This window comes from Actinacidiphila cocklensis, assembly GCF_907177275.1.
GTDB lineage: Bacteria > Actinomycetota > Actinomycetes > Streptomycetales > Streptomycetaceae > Actinacidiphila > Actinacidiphila cocklensis.
The window spans coordinates 146,514-168,353 of the sequence record NZ_CAJSLV010000103.1 but is presented as its reverse complement, the minus strand read 5'-3'; the positions used below and the strand labels follow the sequence as shown (position 1 = coordinate 168,353).

The window sequence follows — 21,840 nt, the reverse complement described above, 5'->3', positions numbered from 1 at the left end:
TGGCAACTGCGGGCGCCGCACGCTGCCGTAGGGCTGAACGGCCTCAGCGCTCTGCCGGACAACTCGGACGAGACGATCGGGGCGGCGGCAGGCGCTGCGCACGTGGCGGCCCGGTACCGGGTAAGCCAGGGATATTACGCTGCGGCGAGCCTGCGGGAGATCGCCGAGCGGCTCGTGGTGATGCAGCGCGGAACGCACCGCAGTTGCAGCTCGGCGCGTTGTCAACACCCCACAATCCATCGGCGTGCTCAAGGATTGGAGTGCCTGTGGGCGGGTGATCGACGGTCCAGAACATCACAGCCACGTCCCTTTATTCGGACAGCGAGCCCCCGTCTCACACTGTGCGGTGCGGGCTTCAGCCCATCGGGAGGTGGTGTGGGGAGCGCAAGGGGAGCGCGGACGCCTTTGGACGGGGCGGGACGGGGTGCTACGCCTCAACCTGAGGCAGGCATTCTGACCAGGCAGAACAGCACCAGGCGGCAGCAGCCGGAGCCATGCGACATGATCGTTCGCGTACTCGTAATGCGTAGGTCCCGGGGTTCGAATCCCGAAGGCGGCTCCGGAAGACCTCAGGACTCACTCGCCGTGACCTGGGGCTTTTCCTTTTCCGGGGCACGCTACGTCCGGCCGCTCGGATGGCGGTGAACGGCTTGAGTGAGCGATGCGTGAGCGGAGCGCTTTTGGATCCAGGTTCTGGGCTTCTTCCGCTTGGCCTTCTCCTCGGCCTTGGCCTGGGCTTCCTTCGCCTCCTTGGCGGCCTTCCGGGCCTGCTCCGCCTCGGCCCTGCGCTGAAGCGGAACGAGTTTGGCGGTGGCCTCGGCGGCGCTCTTGCCGACCTGGGGGAGGACGCTTCATGGTGACGTCAGGTATTGGAACTGCCCGAATGCCTGGCACCAGAGGCTTCGGCTGCTAGGGAGTCGCTGGTCGGAGCCTGTACTCAGCCAGCCATCGGAGCAGGTCCGGGCGGGAGGTCTCGACAAGGCGGCCTCCGGTGAAGCGGGCGTCGTCGGTCACCTCTGCCACGCACTCTGGAGGGGGCACGAAGGACTGGGCCTCCTCATCGGTGGTGAACTCGGCCTCCGCCAGGACCAAGCCCTGCAGCGGACCGTCGAAGACGTCAACGCCCAAGGGGGGCACGCTGAAACGCGTCTTGGACAGCACTGCGGCCGGCAGGGAAGCAAGCAGGTCGTACTCGGCCGACGACAAGTACGTATTCGTGATCAGTCCCTGAACTGCTCCCGGCCGAGCGACCGGCACCTTCTGGGTGAGCTTGAGCTCGCAGCCGCCGTCTGACCGCTCTGCGCGTCGCAGACGCAGGCGCGTCCCGACCAGATACCGGTCGTTGATCATCCGGGTGACCGTCACCGCTGACAGCGCCGGCGCTTCAGCCAGCAAGAACCGCCGCTCCCGCTCGACGTGCGCGTACTTTCCCGGGCGAACCGTCTGACCTTGAGCCCCGCCGGCTTTGTCCATCATGAAGACAGCTTCTCAGCGGCTTCTCCCTGCCAGCGCATTTCAGTTGCCTTTCTGGAAGGTCACGTCGACCTCGCCCGCTGGCTGATCTCGGCGGCGTGGGTGGCCCAGTCGACGGCGGAGAGCCGTTGCCAGGCGACGGCGACGTCGGTGTGGATGCCCAGCGTGCAGGCGAGGATCGCGGCGGGGATCTCGGTGGCGAGTTGGAAGAGTGCGGTGCTGCGGGCCTGGTCGGGACGACCCCCGCCAGAGCAGCGGCGTCAACCGACCGAAGGCGGCCGCGGCGAGGACTGATCGCCGTGGTCGGCCAGCGCGGCAGCCAGCTGATTGCGGGAGGCGATGCCGAGTTTTGGGAAAACGCGGTACAGGTGCGAGCTGACCGTCCGGTGCGACAGGAACAGACGCTGACCTATCTCGCGGTTGGACAGACCCTGCGCGGCCAGCTCGGCGATCTGGATTTCCTGCGGCGAAAGCAGCTCGCGCGGGCTTGACGTCGGCTGCCACCCGCGCTCGCCCGTCGCACGGAGCTCCTGATCGGCTCGCTGCGCCCACGCGCGAGCACCTACGCTGTCGAAGGTGGCCCTCGCCGCCCGCAGCGGTCCACGGGACTCGACGATGCGTCGTTGCCGGCGCAGCCACGAGCCGTGAGCCAGCTCAATGCGAGCCCGATGCCAGGGCAGCTCGCCGGCCGCGCCGGCCAGGGCTGCCTGGAAGAGCGACTCGGCCGAGGCGCGGTCGGCCAGCACCGCTCTGGAGTACTCCAGGGCGATGACCGAACCCGTAGAAGGGCAAGCACCCGCAATCTGTTCGATGGAGGTCAACATGGATCTCGCCTCGGCCCGGTGATTGGCGCGGACGGCGGCGTCAGCCAAGTAGCTGAGTGCCCATACCTGTTGCATCCGCTGGAACGCGGGGTCGGTGGGCGCGAACACCCGACGCAGCTCGCCGTACGCCCGCTCGTGCTGATTTGCGCACAACTCGGTGATGCCACGGGTTAGTTGTACGCCGGCCAGCAGGGACGACGCGGCATTCGGGGTCCGCAGCGCCACGTGTTCGGCCTCCAAGAGCAGATCCTGACGCGTGTCCCGGCCTCCGCGGACCGCATCGATCAACGCCACGGCGATGCGTGCGGTGGCAGCCCACAGTGACTGCCCCGTCTCGTCCGCGAGCCGCATGGCCTCGTCGGCCGAGCGTGCCGCGTCGAATACCCCCAGGTAGACCTCGGCCCAGGCCCGTATCGCCAGCGCCTCGGCAAGCAGACTCATGCGGCCTTGCGCGCGGAGCTCCTGGACGGGTGTGGACAGGAAGGCGACGGCATGGCGGAAATCGCCCGTGCAAAACGCGGCGATGCCCAGCATGCCGGCCAGATCCGGCCGGCCGCCGGCGTCTGCCGGCCACAGCGCGAGCTGCTCGATGACCACCGGTCTGTGCTCGTCGGACTGGGAAAGGGCGTAAATGGCCAGCAGCCTGGGGTCGCGGGCCGGCAGGTTCACCTGCTGGGCGGCCCGGACGATCTCGTGCCGCACCAGCGCACCGGGATCGCGCCACCACGCCCTCCGGGCCGCGCCGACCAGCAGCTGCATGGCAAGGTCGACATCCTGTGCGCCCATGGCGTGCTGCGCCAGGCCGACGAGGTGACGTACTTCCGCAGGCTCACCTGTGGAGCCGTCGTGGAAGACGCCCTGGAGCCCGGCCAGCCTCGACTGATCCCGGGGCCGGAGCGTCATCCCCGTGACCTGCGCCTTGATCTGCTCGACCTGGCGGAACCGGCCCAGCTGATAACTGAGTTCCGCTGTGCTGAGCAGACGCGCGGCCTGTGACTGCGGGTCCGGACTCAGCGCAGCCGCTCGCTCGAGCCACGCGGCCGCCGAGGCGACCGCGCCACGGCGCTGGGCGTTCGCGGCCGCCCGTTCCAACTCGGCCGCGATGCGCTCGTCGCGTCCTGACACCGAGGAGGCCCGGTGCCACGTCGCGCGGTCCGGTTGATCGGCCAGGACGCGCGCGAGCGCCGCGTGCGCCTGCAGGCGGGTGGCCGGCGGCATGCCCTGCCGAAGGGCCGAACCGACCAGCGGGTGGGCGATTCGGTACCGCTCGCCGAGCACGGTCAAGAGCCCGTGCTCGAAGGCCGGCTGCGCCATGACGAGGTCGACCGGCGAACCGAACAGGATCCCCGCGGCCGCGAGGACATCGTTGAGGTCGTCGCCGTCGTCGACCGCGGCAATGGTCAGAACCGCGCGCGCGGCCGGGACGAGGTGCTCAGCACGCGTGGCGAACGTGCGTTCCAGGCGTGCGGTCATGGGCAGGTCCTCGTCGAACTCGGTCCACGCGTACCGCCCCGACTCCAGCGCGCTGGCGAACTCGAGCAAGGCGAGCGGATTGCCGCGGGCCTCCCGCAGCACGCGATCGCGAACGGTCGAAACCAGCTGCGGCGCCCGCGCGTCCAGCAACGCTGCCGATGCGGCTTCGTCGATGCCTTCCAGCTCCACCCACTCGATCGTGTGGGCGTCAGCGAACGGCAGCGACTCGGGTCGCGATGTGCACAGCACGATCACCCGCTCGCCGGAGATGCGACGGCTGACGAAGGCCAATACGTCGATCGACGGCTGGTCCATCCAGTGGACGTCGTCGAGACACACGAGGACCGGCGTGTCTCCCGCCGAGTCGACGAGCAGCTCCAGAACCGCCAAGGATGTGAAGAACGGCTGCACCTCGATCGAGTCGGTCATTGCGAAGCAGGCCAAGAGGGCGTCGCGCTGCACGGCCGGAAGTCGGTCGACGCGGGGCAACAGGGGCCGCAGCAGCTGATGGAGGCCGGCGAACGGGAGGCGCGTCTCGGACTGACTGCCCCGTGCGGTGAGCACGGTGAATCCGGCGGACCGTGCGTGCTCCACGACCTCTGCCTGCAAAGCGCTCTTGCCCACCCCGGGTTCTCCGAACAGCCCGATCGCGCGCCCCCCGGAATTGACCTCGTTCAGGTACCCGAACAGGGATCGCAGCTCGTCGTCGCGCCCGACGAGACGCCAGCCATTGGTTGTGCTCACGCAACGATCATCCGATCGGCAGCGCACGCTGTCCACCAGGGGCTGGACGGATCAGTCGGGCGGTGAGGGGCCGTCGTCGAATCCCGGCCGACCGAGTGCGGCGGCGATCTGCCTCCGCGAGGTGATGCCGAGTTTGCGGAACACCTTGTTCAGGTGGAACTCGACCGTCGAGGTCGTGATGAACAGCCGGGAGGCGATCTCTGCGTTGGTCAGTCCCGAAGCGGCCAGCAGGGCCACCTGCCGTTCCTGCGACGTGAGATCGAATCTGGTTTCCGGGACGCGTCTGCGCGCTGTCTCCCCCGTCGCGAGCAGCTCGATCCGGGCTCGTTCGGCGAACAGCGACGCGCCCCACGCGCTGAAGGACTCGTACGCGGCCCGCAGATGGGTCCTGGCCTCGGATCGGCGCTTGCGCCGACGGAGCCACTCGCCGAACAAGAGGCTTGACCGGGCGTGTTCTGCGGCGAGGGGGACGGCTGCCAGAAGGTCGATCGACTCCCGATACCAGTTCTCCGCAAGGGCGGTGTCGTCCACCAGGGCACGGCATCGGGCCAGGAGACCCAGCGCCCACGGCGTCCCGGCAAGCTGCGCGCGATCTTCGAGCCGCTTCAGCGCGAGGGCGGCCGTGTGCCGGTCGCCTGCGCGGACGGCGGCTTCCACGAGAAGCGGCAGCACGAGATTGCCCTGCGACGGCACGTCCTCCTCGTAGGTGGGCAGCGCGTGGCGCAGCGCCTCGTCATAGCGCCCCATACCCAGGTCGAGAATGCAGAGAGCGTGAAGTGCCAGCTGGCGCAGCATACCCAGTCCGCATGTCGTCGAGACGACGTCCATCATCGCCACCGCGGCGTGCACATCGCTTTCCCTGCCCATCCACGCGTACAGCAAGGCCCTGTTGAGATCTCCCTGAGTCGTCAGTCCGATGGCCGTGGCGTAGTCCTGAGCCTCGGCGAAGAGCGCCTCGGCCGCGGTCAGCCGCCCGTTCCAGATCTCGGTGTACGCCAGGACCGACAGGGACAGGCTGAGGCCGTACAGCGCACCTTGGCTGCGGTCCGCGGCCGCGAGGCGGCCGACGATCTCGACGCATGCCTCGATGTCCCACACGTCGTCCGCTGCAAGGCCCACGATGATGCTCAACGGGCTGGCCATGTCGTGCAGTTCGGCTGAGCCGCGCAGCTTCGCCAGGGCTTCCTGGACCGTCGCCACGCTGCTCTCGTAGCCGTGGGCCGTACGGAGAGCCAGGCCTTTGACCAGCTGGTCGGGGCTCCAGGCCGGGGCGTCCGGGCGGTGCGGGGTGGCGACCGCGACCTTGGCCACGTCCGCCAAAGTCGTGCGATGCATGGGGTCCCGGGCGACGACAGCGGCGTGCACGGCCTCGTAGAGCAGTTCCCAGGTCATGCGGGGATCCGCGTCGGCGAGTTCGGCCACGGCGTCGAGCATCATGGCGGGGACGCGGTCGTTGTTGCCGGCGTTGAAGAGCTCTGCCGAGGCCCGGATCCGGAGCGCACGGGCGCGGGCGGAGGGCTGTTGGAGGGCGGGTACGGCGAGGTCGAGCAAGGGGAGCACCGCGGCGCGGTCTCCGGAGGTCAGATGGGCTTGGGCTGCGGCGAGGTAGCGCTCGGCGCGTTTGGCAGGCTCGATGGTGAGTTCTGCGGCCTTGGACAGGAACAACGCCTGAGCGGAATATCCGCCCCTGGCCCGGGCGCAGTTCGAAGCAGTGTCCAGGTCCGCGGCCGCGGCGTCGTCGGGGCCGAGGGTCGCCTGGGCACGATGCCATGCTCGCCGGTCGGGAACACGGGCCGGATCGCTGGCCGCCTCAAGGGCGGCATGGATCCGCCGCCGGTCGTGCCCGGAAGCCGCCGCGTAGACCGAGGATCGGATGAGCGGATGCCGGAACCCGGGGCCGGCACCGTGGTCCAGGACCCCGGCCTCGACGGCCGCGGCTGCGGACTTGGCCGCCAGGCCCAGCACGCCGGCCGCATGCCAGACCACCGCCATGTCGTCGGTCGGCGCCGCGGCCATGAGAAGGAGCAGCATCCGGGTGTCCGACGGCAGCGCGGCCACCGACTGCCGGAAGTACTCCTCCAGCAGCCTGCTCACCGGCAGCGGGTCGGGCATCGGTGCGACCCCGGCGAGCTGCTCGGCGCCGAGATGCGCCGCCAGTTCGATGAGCGCCAGCGGATTGCCCCCGGTACCGGCCACGATCCGGTCCGCGACCGCCGTGTCCAGGTGCCCGTCAACGGCGAGGGACAACAGCTCCCGGGCGTCGGTGGCGGGCAGTCCGCCGACACGCAGGGAAGGCAAGGCGTCGAACAGTCCCTGGTCGCCGAGGTCGTTCCTGGTCGAGAAGATCAAGCCCAGCGAGTCGGCGTGGAGCCGCCGGGCGACGAAGGCCAACGTCTCGGCCGACTCCCGGTCGAGCCAGTGGACGTCGTCGATCAGGCACAGTATCGGCAGCTCCGACGCCGCGGCCGACAGCAGCGCCAACGTCGCCAGACCGACGAGGTACCGGTCCGAGTACGAGGTGTCGGCCAGGCCGAACGCGGCGTTCAAGGAGTCCTGTTGCCTGGCGGGAAGCCGGTCGATGCGGTTGAGGTGCGGCCGCAGGAGCCGGTGCAGCGCGCCGTAACCCAGGAGCTGCTCGGCTTCGACGCCGACCAGCCACGTCAGCCGGGCACCGGCGGCTTGGGCCGCCGCGTGTTCCAGCAGCCGCGTCTTGCCGATCCCTGCTTCGCCCGCGAGCACCAGGACCCCGCTGAGTCCCTCCCGTGCTGCGTCGAGGAGTTGTCCGATCGCTTCGCGTTCGGCGAAGCGGCCGACCATCGGCCGCACCGTCCCGGAACGAGGCCCGCGCCACACCATGGGAATCCCCTGTCGTCGAGACCGTGACGTGAGAAGACGCTAGGCGCGCGGTCATGCAGTAATCGAGCGTCACATGACGGTGATCCGACCCAACCCGCCACCCGCCTTGCGCAGCTCGGCGGGAGAGGACGCCCCTGGGTTCGGGGAAAGTCCGGTGCCGACGCGGCATGGGCATGGGCGGCCGGACGACGCTCCGTGGTGCCGGCGAGGCAGCAGAACGTCACCATGCGGCGGGCGTGGCCCCGGTGGACGGCCGGTGGACAGACGCATGTGGACGGTGTGCCACGGGTCGGCACAGCCCAACCTGTTGTACTTGCTCTGATCAGCGAAAACGTCACGAGGCGGCATCATGCGCCACCCGGCAACATGATCGTTCACGGTCTCCTAATGCGTAGGTCTCGGGTTCGAATCCCGAAGGCGGCTCCACGGTGAACCCCAGTTCAGTCCTCTGACCTGGGGTTTTTGCCCTTCGCTGCGACAGGTGACGCTCTCGGCTGCTGCTTCTTCGATGACCGGCCTGGACCCGGGAGGGGTAGCGTCGGCTATTTCTTCAATGAAGCCGGCGGGTAGTCCGGGTGGTGGCCGACGCCAGCGGCTTTCGCCGATACCGTCGCGGAAGCCGTTGAGGACACGCGACCCGTGCGGTCGGACGCTCCGCGGCTCGCGCGCCCGGACCGCGCCGCCGGTGGTTCCGCAGGCCGACGACGGGATTCTGTCGTGGCGCCAGTAGGCACGACAGTCAGCGCGGGGCATGCCACGGCCGGTGGCCGTGGAAGTGCGGACGCCGGCCATTCTGGCGCTGAGCGTGCTGGGCGACTGAGACAGTAGGCTGAACTCGGCGGGTTCTGGCCCGCTCCTGTGGTGTTCGGGAGGTGCGTCATGACTGCCGAGACGGCAGCCCCTGCGTGGATGCACGAGCAGATCACGGCGGAGCAGTACGACTCCTGGTCCGAGGAGCAGTGTGCGGGGATCGAGATCGTGGACGGGATGGTCGTCGTGAGCCCCAGCGCCTCCAAGCGCCATAATCGGCTGGACCGGATCTTGGCGAATGCCTTGGAGGCCGCCGGCGGGCCGGATTGGAATGCCGACACCGACTTCGATGTCCGGCTTCAGGACATCCCGCTCACCAATCGTCGTCCGGATGTGGTGGTGTACCGCGCCGACACGATCGACATCATGCCCACCCGTCCCGAGCACGTGCTGCTGGTCGTGGAGGTCGTCTCGCCGGGGTCGGAGACCACCGACCGGATCGTGAAGACCGACCAGTACGCCAAGGCCGGTATCGCCTTCTACTGGCGGGTCGAGCAGGCCGCGACCGGGGTCCCCTTGGTCTACACCTATGTTCTCGATCCTGCGAACAGGGCTTACCGGAACGGGGACGTCTTCACCGGTGTCGTCAAGGTCGCGGCTCCTTTCCCGATGGAGGTCGACCTCGGCCAGATCTGATGTCGGCGTGGCGCGCTGAGGCGCCTTCATGACGGCGAGGAGATCTCGGCTTGCGCGAGCGCTGCGTGCGCGGACGGGACGGCACTGCCGTGGACCGGCCGTCACGATGATCAAGGCCGCGAGCGTCTGACCAGCCGAAACAGGAACTCGTGGCACCGTCGGCCACCTGCCGTCACGATCTCGCCGGCCCTCGTAATGCGTAGGTCTCGGGTTCGAATCCCGAAGGCGGGCTCCACCGGAACCCCAGGTCAGCTCTCTGGCCTGGGGTTTCTTGTTTTCTTTGACCTCGGAATTCGGGCTGATCGGGCGGTCCTGGTCTGCGCATCGTATTGCGTAGGTCCCCGGTTGACCGGACGTGGTTACTTCTCGTCGTGGATGGCTCTGACCTGCGAACTTATCGATCTCGGTCCTCTCGTCTGAGTTCCCAAGGTTCTACCCGGCGGCATCCGGTGGCCATGCGTGCAAGGAGCGTGCAGCCGACGCCTTCACGGTGCTGTGAGCGTCGGTCGATCGGGCTTGCGGATCTGCAGGGATGTGCCAGCCGTCTGCTGGGCGCAGGCGCGGTGTACGCGGATGTGCTGCCGGGGCGTGGACCTGCGGATGACGGCCACGGTGGAGGGCCACCGGGAGGTGCTGGTCGCCAAGACCCCGGCTGAGGCGGCCGATCTGCGGGTGAGGCGGGTCCGGTTCGGTATGAGCAGCCACGACCTGATCGCGCGGTCGGCGGCCGGCGGGGGCACTATCCGTTTGGTCAAGCCGGTTGAGGATGGTCGGCATGACGGGTCGGGATCGGTTGCGGCGGACGACGGTGCACTATGCGGCTGCTGATGGGCACGTGAATGGCCTGCAGGTGCTCTTGGCCGGAGGCGCCGCCGTGGAGGCAGTCGACGACGCGGGCTGGAGGCCGTTGCATTTCGCGGCTCAGGCCCAGGCTCCATTGGCTGTTGAGGTTCTCCTGGCTGCGGGTGCGGCGGTTGACGTCCGGACCGTCACGGCAATACGCCGCTGTGGGGGGCGGTCTTCTTTTCGTAGGGCGAGGGCGCGACGAAGCGAGCGCAGGAACGCCGGCCAGCCGGCGTCGGCCCGGACAAACGCATACGGGCTGGCGCCCTGGGGCCGGTTGCGGAGCGCGGCGACTTGCTCGTCCAGGTGCTTGGCCATCGCGCTGACCTGGGACTTCGACGGCTGGGCGACGCCGAGGGACTGCGCGGGTTTCTCCACTCGTGGGTGCTGACGCCGTGGGGCAGGCGGTGGCGACCACGAAGATGAGGGCCTGCTCGGCCCGGCGGCGTTCCAGCAGCCAGGCCGGGGACTAGCTTCGCTGCCGCAGCTTGGGGGTCGCGAGTTCGACGGTCGGCCCGGGTGCCCCACTCGCGCGGGCGGAAATCCGTTGCGCTGGTGACGCGCTCGTCGCTGACCTGCCCGCAATCGGCATTGCACATCGCGTCGGCCTCCGCCGACATCGCCGCGTCGGCGAACGTCTTGACCATCGCGCGCAGCAGGCCGGGACCCGCCGAAGCGAGATTGTCCTCGGTCAGGGCGTGCAGGGGCAGACTGTTGCTTGCGGTCATCGTGCTGATCTCCTTCGAGCTATCGGCATTTCGAAGGTCAGCCGGCGGCCGTCTCTCTATGCGGGCACCGACCCGGACGCCGGGACAAACCCCGGATCAGGTCCCCACCCGTTACACCACTTCCCAGGACGCAACCCCGGGTCAAGGGTCACTACCGGTAACTTAGGTGTAATTCGGTCGTTGTCGATGGTGTGCCGAGAGCGGGTTAGGTGAAGTCCTCTGGTGAGCGTTTGTCGGACCGGGTCGCGGTCGGGGTGCCGACGAACGTGCTCGCGGCCCGCCTCGGGCGCCTGGCCGAGGCCGGTTTGGTGATGCGCATCCCTTACGGAGTCATAGTGCGCCCGTGGGTCCGGGACCGCCTGACGGACGGCAGGCATGACGCCCTGCCCGTACTCCACACCCTCGCCCACGGGTGCCAAGCACACCGCGGCACCGGAAGCCGATCGCCGATGGCTTGATCACTCGCACCCAGTAATGCCGGCTGGCCCGGTCCGCGGATTGGTGAACTGCGAGAAGCGGTGACCGCCGAGCGGACCGCGTGACTCCGGCCCGGTACCGGCGGGCCTCCTATACACCTCGCCTCCGTCGTGCGACCTGCTTTGTCAGGCGAGGTACGTTCAGACCGAGGAGACGAATCCGTGGAGCAATGGACTCATTTCTCCGTGACCGCCGAGACCAAACGTCTGTGGAGGATCACGTTTGACAGTCCACCGATCAACCTGGTGTCCCCGGAGATGCTCACGGAGCTTCCGAGGCTGGTCGATCAGATGGAGGCTGCTTCGGAGGTACTCGTGACCGTGTTCGAGTCGGCGAACCCCGACTACTTCCTGAACCACTACGACACCTCCCGGGTCGCCGAGACCCCCAAGGAACTTGGCGCAAGCGGATACCCGCTGCTGATCGACGCCACCACGCGCCTGTCACGCCTGCCCGTCGTCTCCATCGCGAAGATCCGCGGACGAGTCCGGGGTCTGGGTAGCGAGCTGATCCAGGCGATGGACATGCGCTTCGCCAGTGAGGGGGCGCTGTTCTGCCAGCCTGAAGTGGCCAACGGCAACCTGCCTGGCGGCGGCGGCCTTGAGCATCTGCCCCTCTTGCTCGGCCGGGCACGCGCACTGGAGGTGGTCCTGTCCAGCGACGACTACACGAGTGAGCTGGCCGAGCGGTACGGATGGGTCAACCGCACGCTCCCCGACGGCGAACTCGACGCGTTCGTCGACGCGCTCGCCCGCCGGGTCGCCTCCTTTGACAAGGAGTCGATCGCCGCAGTCAAAAAGCAGGTGAACCGGTACACGCTGCCTTCCGCGGAGGATCTGCAGTCGTCCTCCGACCTCTACTTTGACTCATTCGGCTGGCCAGGGTCCAAACGCAGGCTTCCGGCCGCGCTCGCCGCAGGACGCAATCAGCCGGGCGACTACGAAATGCGCCTGGGCTACCACCTCGGACGCCAGCCGGAAGGAACCCCACAGTGAAACTGTTGAATTGGAGCAGCAACGGTCAGAGAGGATTCGGCGTATTCACCGAAACGGGGCCCGGTCGACGGGCACGCCATCGACGCCACCGGCTTCGACTCGGCCCCGACCCGCGTCGGCGACGTACTGCGCGCCGGGGTGCTCGGCGAGCTGAACCACTGGGCGGCCGGACGCACGGCGGATGTCGCGCGGGCGGCGGTGAATATCGCCCCAGCCGCGTTCACACCGGGCCAGGTGGTCTGCGCCGGGGTCGACTACGCGTCGCACCCCGGGGAAGGCGCATTCGACGTGCGGGAACACCCACCGGGGCCTGGCTTTCGAACCAGGGCCGTTACGACCTCGGGGAGCGGCGCGGTGGCGAAATCTCCTGAGGAACGCAGAGACGCACACAGCGCTGCTGCGCGAGACAGGTTGCTGCTGTCCATGCTGCCTGCGCTGCTGCTGTTCGTCGGCCTGTTGGTCGGCCTCTTCACACCCAGCAGTGTCAGGCCGATCGCCTTCCTCGCCACTGCCGTGGTTTCTGCCGCCGCGCTGCTGCACCTGAAGGGGACCGTGCTCACTGGAGTGGGCGCGTGCGCCATTTTCTTCGGCCTGATAATGCGCTTCAACGCGCTGCGGGATGGGACCGCCTACTCTGAGCTGGCCACGCTCGCGGCGATTGCGGCATTCGCCGTCTTCCTCAACCGTCTGCTCGACCGACGCGCCCATCAGCTGGTTCAGGTCCGCTCAGTGGCCGAGACCGCCCAGCTGGCGGTGCTGCATCCGATCCCACGCCACCTCGGGCACGTCACGCTCGAAAGCCTGTACCTGGCCGCCGCGGCGGAAGCCCGGATCGGCGGCGACCTGTACGAGGCAATCCGTACCCCCCACGGCGTACGGCTGCTCATCGGCGACGTACGCGGCAAGGGCCTGCTCGCGGTCCAGACCGCCGCGGCGCTGCTCAGCGCCTTCCGCGAGGCCGCCCACGACGCTCCTGACCTGCCCGACCTCGCCAGCCGCCTGGAGACGAGCGTGCGCCGCCACGCCTCCCAGTACCCCGGGGTCCCGGGCTCGGAGATCGCTGAACGTTTCATCACCGCTCTCCTCGCCGAGATCCCGGACGACGAACCGGTCGTCCGGACCGTCACCTGCGGCCACCCGCCCCCGCTGCTGATGCACCGCGGCGAGGTCCGGGAGCTGCAGGCCGCTGCCCCCTCGCCGCCGTTCAACCTGGGCATGTTGGTGAGCGACGAGTACCACGTCGACCTCGCCCCCTTCCACCCGGGAGACCAGCTCATGCTGTACACCGACGGGGTCACTGAGACTCGCGACCCCTCCGGCGCCTTCTACCCCCTCGCCGAGCGCATCCGCTCGTGGAGCGGCGAGGCGCCCCACCACCTCCTCGAGCATCTCCACCGCGACCTGGTCGACTACAGCGGCGGCGAGCTCAACGACGACATCGCCGCCCTCGTGGCCCGACGGCGCCCCGGCCTGAGCACGAAATGAGGCTCTGACCTGTACAGGTTCGCCGGTTCTTCTCTACCGGGCATGGGCGCCTCCTGTAGAGGGACGACAGCCCCGAGATGAGAGGCACTCGGAGTCTCCCGCGGCCATCCGACGGCCGGACGCCTTTGGATGTCGTCTACGAGACGACACAGGCCAACCTGTCATACGCGCTCTGACCAGGCAGAACGTCACCAGGCGGCACGTCCGAGCACCGCAGATGTGGTTGTGTACCGCGCCGACACGACGGACATCATGCCCACGCGTCCCGAGCGCGCGTGCTGCTGGTCGTGGAGGTCGTCTTACCGGGGGCTGCGCCACTGGGAGAGCGGCAGATCTCAGCCGTCGCCGGACTCGTTCGCTGAATTCGCCGATTCGGCGGCGCGGCGGTATTCGGCGTTGATGCGCTGGGCTTCCTCAAGCTGGTCTTCAAGGATGACGATGCGGCAGGCGGCCTCGATGGAGGTGCCGCGGTCGACGAGTTCCCGCGCGCGGGCGGCGATGCGCAGCTGGTAGCGGGAGTAGCGGCGGTGGCCGCCCTCGGAGCGGAGTGGGGTGATGAGGCGGGCCTCGCCGACGGCGCGAAGGAAGCCCTGGGTCGTGCCGAGTATCTCGGCGGCCCGGCCCATGGTGTAGGCGGGGTAGTCGTCGTCATCGAGACGGCCGAACGAATCGTCTGCTGTCATCTCACCTCTCTGTGGAACACGCGCTGGAGGGGCCCTGGTGCAGTACTGCACCAGGGCCCCGAAGGAAATGCAACACCATCTGCCGGTCTATTGCTGGGCCGGCCTTCTGTGTCCGCACGCCCATCCGGGGGGGAAAGGGGAGTGCGGGGATCGCGGTTGCGTGACCGGAGACCACCTCGCTATCGATGTCCTGCGGTACCCGGGCTCGGTGATTCCGCCCGGGCGATCCTGATGGCGCTCAGCTCCTCCGTTCTTCCCTCTTGAACAACTGATTACCAGACGGGAACTTCGTACTGCCGGCAACGCGGTACTGCTTCTCGTGCCGGTGATACCGGTGATGCGAACTGCAGCGGCCTGAGTAAGCGCCGCTCTTCGACAGCCAGCCCCGTCGCCTACCCTGCGTCTGCTCTGGCTTGGAACCCCACTGCCGAACCTCCCGGTGCGCGCGCCCGCAGCCCGACGCCTTCACCGAGGAACATCCATCACTGCACTGCTGGTACTGCAAACTGCGCCTACGGTACTGCCGGCGGCGGCCCCTGATCACTGCGGGCCACCCGGTCCGGCGTCAGCTCCGTCACCGTCCTGCTGTCACCTGGCTTCGGAACTCCACAGCCGTACCGACCTGCACTTGCGTGTACTGCTGCCCGGCAGTTCGTGTCTGCCGGGCACCGCTCGATCTCGACTACGACAGGAAACATACCCATGCTGCCGCCCAATGTCTACTCCAGGCGACATAGATTTCCGCGTGTTCGACGGTGAGGTAATCGCGCCCTGCCGGACGGGATGACGTCGGGCGGGCGATGCGCAGCGGTCGGCTGACCGGCGTCGCCGCTGCGCGCGCCCACCGGACCTTCCGCGAAGCTCCGTCGGCCTGGTCGGCCATCCCGACCTCATCGTGGTGGCCGGGGTTGCCTACGGACCCGCGTCCTTCGCCGAGTCGGTCGATGCCCGGACTGCATCAGTGGGATCATGAAGCGTCCGGGCCGCGCCTGTGGTGTGAGTACGCCGGACGGCAGGCACGCAGGCCGGCCGAGACGGGACGGCGACTCGTCCGGGGCCGGCGATGCACCGACTCACGCGTCTTCGTGCGACGAGGATTCCGGCTGCTCGGACTACCGGCAGACGATGTTCTCTGCGCACAGCCCCTTCGGGGTCTGCGTGACCTCGAAAGTGACACTCCGGCCTTCGATCAGCCCGGAGAGCTCAGGGTCGACGAAGTTCGAGTAGTGCGCAAAGACGTCCGGGCCGGCGCCCGGCTGCTCGATGAAACCGAAACCCCTGGCCGAATTGAACCACTTCACTGTGCCTGTGGGCATTTTGCACCTTCCTGCGCGCTTGAAGTGCGGTGAGAAATTTCGACGGCGGATTCACCGCGGCATGGACTGGGCAATGCAGCCGGAGCGAGGGTCGGGCGCACCGTGGGGGACGGGACGGATCGGGGGGCCGGCCGCTTTCTGAACCGGGCACGCCCGGTCGACGTCGCCGGCAGCACCCCCGGCCTGCTCGTTTGTCGGCAGAGCCGCCTGGCCACGCCGCTGCGTAGCCGAGACGGCCCGCCGCTGGGCGGACACGAGTGCCTCAGTCGAGGCCGCCGGCCGTATCGCCGTCCCTCAACGCGGCCGGCCGGGGCACGAAGTGCGCCCCGGCCGCCGGCTGGGTGAGGCCATCGGTTCTGGACTTACGCTTCGACGCCCAGCAGCGATTGTGCTGTCCGGAGCGGGCTGAGGGCGGCGGGCGGAACCTTCGGCCCAACGGCGCCGCGGCACGTGAAGCCGAGGCTGAGGAGGGCGCGGGTCATCTCGGCGGCGCTGAAATCGCGGCGATCCTGCCTGGTGACGACTTCTCCGACCTGCTTGACGGGGTACTGGCGGCGGCTGATGATCACGGACTCACCCGAAATGAGCTCGGGCTTGATGCCTTTCATCGATGCTTGCACGTCGCTCTTGGTCAAGTCGAAGGGGAAGCGGGCGATGATGCAGCGCATGGGACCTCGCAGATGATGGGGACAGGGCAGGAGCCGGTACGCCTGGAAGGGTGCAGTCCGGCTGGGCTTCAGGCTGCCGTGCCGAGGGCGGAGCGGCGCGGTGAGGTTCCCTTCGACGCCAGGGTGGGCCGGCCGGAGCGCCCGGCCTGCGAGGGGCGGTTGCGCCGGCTACGCGAGGACGACGACGTGCTGCGCCTGGTGCGTTCCCCGACCGGTTCGGTGATGGTCACCGGCACGCCGGAGGGGGTGCGGGCGCCGGTGATGCGCGTCAGTTCAGCTTGCCCGGAGTGGGTCTGTGTGCTCTGCGGGGTGATTCCGGCGGTGGCCATCAGCCGGGTCATCTCGCGCCGCTGGCTGGGCAGGACCAGGGTGACCACGCGGCCGGATTCACCGGCCCGGGCGGTCCGTCCGCCGCGGTGCAGGTAGTCCTTGTGGTCGCTGGGCGGGTCGACGTTGACGACCAGGTCGAGGTCGTCGACGTGGATACCGCGGGCGGCCACGTTGGTAGCCACCAGCACGGTCACGTGACCGCTCTTGAACTGCGCGAGGGTACGGGTGCGCTGCGGCTGCGACTTGCCGCCGTGCAGCGCCGCCGCCCGCACGCCGGTGCGGAGCAGGTGCGCGGTGAGTGCGTCCACGGCGTGCTTGGTGTCCAGGAACATCAGTACCCGGCCGTCGCGGGCCGCGATCTGGGTGGTCAGAGCCTGCTTGTCCGTGGTCTGCACGTGCAGAACGTGGTGCTCCATCGTGGCGACGGCGCCCATGGAGGGGTCGACGGAGTGGACGACCGGGTCATTCAGATACCGGCGCACGAGCAGATCGATGTTGCGGTCCAGAGTGGCCGAGAACAGCATCCGCTGACCGCCTGGGCGCACCTGGTCCAGCAGGGCGGTGACCTGCGGCATGAATCCCATATCAGCCATCTGGTCCGCTTCGTCCAGCACGGTGATGGCGACCCGGTCCAGCCGGCACGTACCGCGGTCGATGAGGTCCTTGAGCCGTCCCGGAGTCGCTACGACGACCTCGGCACCCCCGCGCAGCGCGTTGACCTGGCGGCCGATGGACATGCCGCCGACGACGGTGGTCAGCCGCAGCCGCAGGTCGCGGGCGTACGGGGTGAGGGCGTCGGTGACCTGCTGGGCCAGTTCCCGCGTCGGGACCAGGACCAGGGCCAGCGGCTGTCCGGGCTCGGCGCGCTGTCCGGCGGTGCGGGCGAGCAGCGCCAGGCCGAACGCCAGGGTCTTGCCGGAGCCGGTGCGGCCGCGGCCCAGCACGTCGCGTCCTGCCAGGGAGTTGGGGAGCGTGGCGGCCTGGATCGGGAACGGCACGGCCATCCCCTGTGTGGCCAGCGTCTTCACCAGTGCGGACGGCAGGTCCAGCTCGGCGAAGGTCTCCGCCGGGGGCAGGGCGGGCGTGAGGGTGACGGGCAGGGCGAATTCCCCCTGCTGTGCAGCCGGTCGGCGGCCTCCGTAGCTGCCGGAGCGGGACGGGCCGCCGGAGCGGCTCGGCGCCTGGCTGCGGTAGCCGCTGCGGCCGGAGCCGGAGCCGGAGGAGCGGTTGCGGGAAGAGCGATCAGTCGTGCGAAAAGTGCGGTTCACGGAGAACCTTTCCTCGATTTCGGTACGTCGAGGAATCCCGGGCGGAGCCAGGCCGCGAGTGGGAGCACGAGGACGAACCGATGCTGGTGAATGCGCGGAGCGGGGAAACCATCGAAAAGCCCGGAGGTAAAATGCCCGACGGGCAGCTGGCTTTCACGGCGTACCCGAATACCGCCTGGGACTTCCGGAGAAAGCAGCAGGCCGGGGCCCGCACCCCAAGGTGCGGGACCCGGCCTGCTCTGAGCGTCAGCGTCAGGCGGGAACGATGTTCTCCGCCTGCGGGCCCTTCTGGCCCTGGGTGACGTCGAAGTTCACCTTCTGGCCCTCCTGCAGCTCGCGGAAGCCGGAGGCGGCGATGTTCGAGTAGTGGGCGAAGACGTCAGCGCCGCCACCGTCCTGCTCGATGAAGCCGAAACCCTTTTCCGCGTTGAACCACTTCACGGTGCCAGATGCCATATCAAGATCTCCTTCAGGGGCAGTACCCGGAATCTGCACTGTGCGGAATCCGCGTCGCCGCGATGATTACCCCGTCCGGAAAAATGCCGGAAATACAGAAGTGCTCCCACCGTCATGTCGGCAAGGGCACTCGAAGTTTCTGGGAACCACAACTGCAACTGATGGATACCATAGCACGCCGCGGTGGTCACTCGCGGTTCCATAATTTCCCTGCCGGCAAAGGCGAAGAAGACTCCGGGTGGCGTGTCGGTATTTCTGCACTTGCGGAATCAGATTTCCGCACCCGTGCGTTCCGGCCGGGGGGTCTGGTCCGAGTCAGGTGTCGCCCCGGTTCGGCGTGCCGGGCGCGCATGCCAGGGCCTGCGGCCGGTCCCGGTGCCAGGTGCTGGTTGCCACAGGCCGCGAGGGCGACGATCACCGGGCGCAGGGAGCCTCCGTGGTCGGTGAGCACGTATGTGTGGCGCGACGGGTGCGTCTGGTGGGGCCGCTGCTCCAGCAGCGTCCGGTGGCGCTCGTCAGCCGCGCGTCAGCGCTGCGGCCCGGCGCCAGCTGGCGGGCGTCGTACCGGTGACGGTCCTGAAGGCCCGTCCGAAGGCGGAGGGCGAGCGGTAGCCGACGCTGGCGGCGATGTCCTCCAGGCTGCGCTGCGTGGTGGTCAGCAGGTCCGCCGCCACCGTCATCCGGGTCCTGGTGAGGAAGTCGGCGACCCCCGTGCCGGTGGCCGCGGGGAAGCGCCGGACCAGGGTGGCCCGTGAGACGCCGGCGACCTCGGCCAGCCCGGCGAGCGTCCACCGCTTCTGCGGTTCGTGGACGACGGCGTCGATGACGGCCCGCAGCCCGGGATCGGCCACCGCCGTCCACGCGGGGGTGGCGGCGGCTGGGGGAGTGCGGCCGTCGCCGCGCAGGACGAGCGCCAGCAGCGCCTCGCACAGGGAGGCCAGCAGTGCCCCGGCTCCCGGCCCGTCCAGCGCCGCCTCGTTGCGCATCAGCTCACCGAGCAGCCGCAGCGGCGAGCCGGCGCCGGTGCCGAACGACGCGTGGAGGACGTCGGGCAACCCGGCGAACAGCAACTCCCCGGCGCCCGGCCGGTAGGTGAAGTGCCCGCAGAAGAGGTCCACGTCCGGAGCCGACGAGCTGCGCAGGGTGGCCACCGACGCGCCCTCGTGCCGCGTGGCGGGCACCGGCGGTGCGCCGGTGTCCACCCGTACCCGTACGCGGTGCCGCCCGGCCCGTGGCAGTACGAGGACGTCGCCCGCTTCCAGGTCGACGATCCGCTCGCCGGCCTGCACGACGCAGCGGCCGGCCAGCAGGACGTGGAAGGGCACCTGGCCCGTCGGGCCGGGCGGGTTGTCCATGACGTGGCCGCCCGCCAGGAGGCAGCGCACGTCCACGCCGGCCTCCAGGCGCGCCATGCGGATGAGCGTGCTGACCGCGTCCACGGGTCTCCCTCCGTCCGCCCGAAGCCCCTCCGAAGGCCTTGCCCGAAGCCCCTTACGAGGCCCCGCCCGAAGCCGGTGCGAGCGCTCTTCCTCAGGCAGCGTGAGCCTATCTCGACGGTAATTGATTCTTCCTCGCCTTGCAGGGTCGTCCGGTCGGGTGGACGCTGGCTGTATGGACACAATGCACGCGGATCTGCTGGTGATCGGCTTCGGCAAGGGCGGCAAGACGCTCGCGGCGACCATGGGCCGCGCGGGGAAGCGCGTCGTGATGGTGGAGCGGTCCGCCCAGATGTACGGCGGGACCTGCATCAACACCGGCTGCGTACCGACCAAGGCGCTCATCCACCGGGCCTCCGAGCGCCCGGACGGCGCGGACCCCGCCAAGTGGTACGCCGAGTCCGTGGCGTCGACGGCGGCGCTGACCGCCGTGATGCGCGGCAAGAACTTCCGGATGCTCGACACCCTCGACTCCGTGACCGTGGTGACCGGTACCGCCGCCTTTCTCGACGACCACCGGGTGGAGGTCGTCGCCGGCGACGACCGGCTGGAGATCACCGCGGACACCATCGTGATCAACACCGGCGCCACGAACGTGATCCCGGACGTCCCCGGCCTGCGGGACAGCGCGCACCTGGTCACCGGCACCGAGCTGATCGCCTCGCCCGAGATGCCGGGCCGGCTCACCGTCCTCGGCGCCGGCTACCAGGGGCTGGAGTTCGCGGCGATGCTCCGCCGCTACGGGACCGAGGTCACCGTCCTGGAGAGCACCGCGCGCATCCTGCCGCGGGAGGACGACGACGTCGCCCGTGCGATGCGGGACATCCTCCAGGACGAGGGCATCACCTTCGTCACCTCGGCGCACGTCACCAGGGTCGAGGACCGGGACGGCGCGGCCGTCGTCCACTACGAGCAGGACGGGGCCGCGGCCACCGTCACCGCGGACGCGGTCCTCGCCGCCACCGGGCGGGCGCCCCGCACGGACGGGCTGCGGCTGGAGGCGGCGGGCGTTCGTACCACCGCACGCGGCGCCGTCGAGGTGGACGAGCACCTGCGCACCAGCCGCCCGCACATCTTCGCCCTCGGCGACGTCAACGGCGGACCCCAGTTCACCTACGTCTCCCTCGACGACCACCGGATCGCCGCGGACCAGCTGCTGGGCGAGGGCCGGCGTTCCACCGCCGACCGGGTGGCCGTGCCGTACACGCTGTTCACGACGCCGCCGCTGGCCCGGGTGGGCCTGACGGAGACCGAGGCGCGCGCCGCCGGCCGGTCCGTGCGGGTGGCGGCCAAGGCGATCGCGGACATCATGGCGATGCCCCGCGCGAGCATCGTCGGTGACACCAGGGGACTGATGAAGTTCGTGATCGACGCCGAGACCGACGCGATCCTCGGCGCCGCGCTCCTGAGCGTGGACGCGCAGGAGCTGGTGAACACCGTGGCGCTGGCGATGCGCAGCGGTACGACCGCGAGCACTCTGCGCGACTCCATCTGGACGCATCCCAGTTCCACGGAGGCCTTCAACGAGGTCCTGGCGACCGTCGTCCGCTGACCCCGCCCCGCCCCGCCCCGCCCCGGCGGGCGGGCCCAGATGCGGTTTCGGAGAAGTGGACGAGACTGGGCAGGGGTGGGGTGGCTCGTCGGGTTGGTTGCCTCAGGTCGCGGCTGCGTGAAAGCCGCCGACGACGGGAGGCCGCCGCTTCGGACGTGCGCTCCGGTCCTGACCCCTGCACGGAACACGCGCAACCGACGGTGAGAAGGCGAAGCGTGATGGGCGAACCGAAGAACCTCGGCATGGCCGCGGCCGTCGCGGGGGGATATTTCCTCGGCCGGACCCGGAGGGGGCAGATGGCCCTCACCGCCGCGGCGCTCCTGGCGGGCAGGGGCCTGCGGCCGGGCGGGCTCGTGACGGGCGCCGTCCGCAAGGTGCCGGGAGTGCCCGCCGCGCGCGGCGGCGACCAGGCGGAGCGCGCCGGCGACGAGGCGAATCGCGGATGCCTGAGCAAGGCCGCCGCCTCCGTGGCGAACCGTGGCGTGACGGCGCTGGCCGGGACTCTGCGTCAGCGCACCGAGGCCCTGAGCGGCGAGGCGGACGGCACCGGGGACGGCGGAGCCGACGAGGCCCCGGCCGGAGAGCCGGAACGCGCCGAGCCGAAGCGGCGGGCCCGGCCGGCCCAGAAGACCGCCGGGGCGCGGAAGTCCGCGACCGCCCGTTCGCAGGGCACGCGCTCCCCGCGGACCCCCGCGGCGAAGAAGAGGAGCCAGGCCAGGAGAGCGTCGTCCACCAGTGGCCGAGCCCACAAGACAACCAGCTCGCGTACCCGGCGGGAGAGGTGACC

Annotated in this window: 15 protein-coding genes, 1 tRNA gene and 3 pseudogenes; 8 read left to right on the top strand and 11 right to left on the bottom strand. The window is 69.4% G+C overall.

The genetic code is table 11. From position 1 onward, the window contains the following. Window positions 1-909: 909 nt before the first annotated feature. The 3 genes from NFU81_RS35925 to NFU81_RS35915 form a co-directional block, all read right to left on the bottom strand. Entirely contained in the window at window positions 910-1,476 is a 567-nt protein-coding gene (locus NFU81_RS35925; RefSeq protein WP_251499877.1) for a CYTH domain-containing protein, read from the bottom strand. A gap of 257 nt (window positions 1,477-1,733) precedes the next feature. Next, complete coding sequence (locus tag NFU81_RS35920; protein ID WP_251499876.1) at window positions 1,734-4,514, bottom strand: ATP-binding protein; 2,781 nt, start codon at window positions 4,512-4,514, stop codon at window positions 1,734-1,736. Window positions 4,515-4,565: 51 nt separating this feature from the next. Further along, a complete protein-coding gene (locus NFU81_RS35915; RefSeq protein ID WP_251499873.1) occupies window positions 4,566-7,331 on the bottom strand; it encodes a helix-turn-helix transcriptional regulator in 2,766 nt (921 codons plus the stop codon). Between the two features lie 392 nt (window positions 7,332-7,723). On the opposite strand from NFU81_RS35915, the gene NFU81_RS35910 reads away from it, so the two are divergent. The 4 genes and pseudogenes from NFU81_RS35910 to NFU81_RS41520 form a co-directional block, all read left to right on the top strand. Then, a tRNA-OTHER gene (locus NFU81_RS35910) sits at window positions 7,724-7,796 on the top strand. 453 nt (window positions 7,797-8,249) lie between these two features. Further along, window positions 8,250-8,816 (top strand): Uma2 family endonuclease, encoded by a 567-nt coding sequence (locus tag NFU81_RS35905; RefSeq protein WP_251499870.1) that lies wholly within the window; start codon window positions 8,250-8,252, stop codon window positions 8,814-8,816. Between the two features lie 588 nt (window positions 8,817-9,404). Continuing rightward, the gene (locus NFU81_RS35900) at window positions 9,405-9,644 is read left to right on the top strand and encodes a hypothetical protein (RefSeq protein ID WP_251499866.1); all 240 of its coding nucleotides are present in this window, start codon (window positions 9,405-9,407) and stop codon (window positions 9,642-9,644) included. Next, window positions 9,583-9,792: pseudogene (locus NFU81_RS41520) on the top strand (ankyrin repeat domain-containing protein); the annotation flags it as partial. The gene NFU81_RS35900 and the pseudogene NFU81_RS41520, both read left to right, overlap by 62 nt. A 98-nt stretch (window positions 9,793-9,890) precedes the next feature. On the opposite strand, the pseudogene NFU81_RS41515 reads toward NFU81_RS41520, so the two are convergent. Beyond that, window positions 9,891-10,387, bottom strand: a pseudogene (locus NFU81_RS41515) (transposase); the annotation flags it as partial. 638 nt (window positions 10,388-11,025) lie between these two features. On the opposite strand from NFU81_RS41515, the gene NFU81_RS35890 reads away from it, so the two are divergent. Together NFU81_RS35890 and NFU81_RS35885 are read left to right on the top strand one after the other, a co-directional pair. Beyond that, window positions 11,026-11,859, top strand: a complete 834-nt coding sequence (locus NFU81_RS35890) for an enoyl-CoA hydratase/isomerase family protein (RefSeq protein WP_251499864.1) — start codon at window positions 11,026-11,028, stop codon at window positions 11,857-11,859. Window positions 11,860-11,997: 138 nt separating this feature from the next. Continuing rightward, the gene (locus NFU81_RS35885) at window positions 11,998-13,344 is read left to right on the top strand and encodes a PP2C family protein-serine/threonine phosphatase (protein ID WP_251499862.1); all 1,347 of its coding nucleotides are present in this window, start codon (window positions 11,998-12,000) and stop codon (window positions 13,342-13,344) included. A gap of 335 nt (window positions 13,345-13,679) precedes the next feature. Here NFU81_RS35885 and NFU81_RS35880 read toward each other — a convergent pair whose 3' ends face one another. The 7 genes and pseudogenes from NFU81_RS35880 to NFU81_RS35850 form a co-directional block, all read right to left on the bottom strand. Further along, complete coding sequence (locus NFU81_RS35880; protein ID WP_251499859.1) at window positions 13,680-14,027, bottom strand: helix-turn-helix domain-containing protein; 348 nt, start codon at window positions 14,025-14,027, stop codon at window positions 13,680-13,682. Window positions 14,028-15,139: 1,112 nt separating this feature from the next. Beyond that, on the bottom strand, window positions 15,140-15,343 hold the full coding sequence (locus NFU81_RS35875) for a cold-shock protein (protein WP_251499857.1): 204 nt from the start codon (window positions 15,341-15,343) through the stop codon (window positions 15,140-15,142). Window positions 15,344-15,705: 362 nt separating this feature from the next. Beyond that, the gene (locus NFU81_RS35870; protein WP_251499855.1) at window positions 15,706-16,011 is read right to left on the bottom strand and encodes an SCO5918 family protein; all 306 of its coding nucleotides are present in this window, start codon (window positions 16,009-16,011) and stop codon (window positions 15,706-15,708) included. A gap of 68 nt (window positions 16,012-16,079) precedes the next feature. Then, window positions 16,080-17,609, bottom strand: a complete 1,530-nt coding sequence (locus NFU81_RS35865) for a DEAD/DEAH box helicase (protein WP_251499852.1) — start codon at window positions 17,607-17,609, stop codon at window positions 16,080-16,082. A gap of 252 nt (window positions 17,610-17,861) precedes the next feature. Beyond that, on the bottom strand, window positions 17,862-18,065 hold the full coding sequence (locus NFU81_RS35860) for a cold-shock protein (RefSeq protein WP_033176054.1): 204 nt from the start codon (window positions 18,063-18,065) through the stop codon (window positions 17,862-17,864). A gap of 187 nt (window positions 18,066-18,252) precedes the next feature. Further along, a pseudogene (locus NFU81_RS35855) lies at window positions 18,253-18,564 on the bottom strand (winged helix-turn-helix transcriptional regulator); the annotation flags it as partial. 16 nt (window positions 18,565-18,580) lie between these two features. Then, window positions 18,581-19,504 carry a cupin domain-containing protein gene (locus NFU81_RS35850; protein ID WP_251499849.1) on the bottom strand — a complete coding sequence of 308 codons (924 nt, stop codon included), beginning with the start codon at window positions 19,502-19,504 and terminating at the stop codon, window positions 18,581-18,583. Window positions 19,505-19,676: 172 nt separating this feature from the next. On the opposite strand from NFU81_RS35850, the gene NFU81_RS35845 reads away from it, so the two are divergent. Then, complete coding sequence (locus NFU81_RS35845) at window positions 19,677-21,053, top strand: FAD-dependent oxidoreductase (RefSeq protein ID WP_251499846.1); 1,377 nt, start codon at window positions 19,677-19,679, stop codon at window positions 21,051-21,053. A 218-nt stretch (window positions 21,054-21,271) separates the two neighbouring features. Further along, window positions 21,272-21,838, top strand: a complete 567-nt coding sequence (locus tag NFU81_RS35840; RefSeq protein WP_251499844.1) for a hypothetical protein — start codon at window positions 21,272-21,274, stop codon at window positions 21,836-21,838. Window positions 21,839-21,840 lie beyond the last annotated feature (2 nt).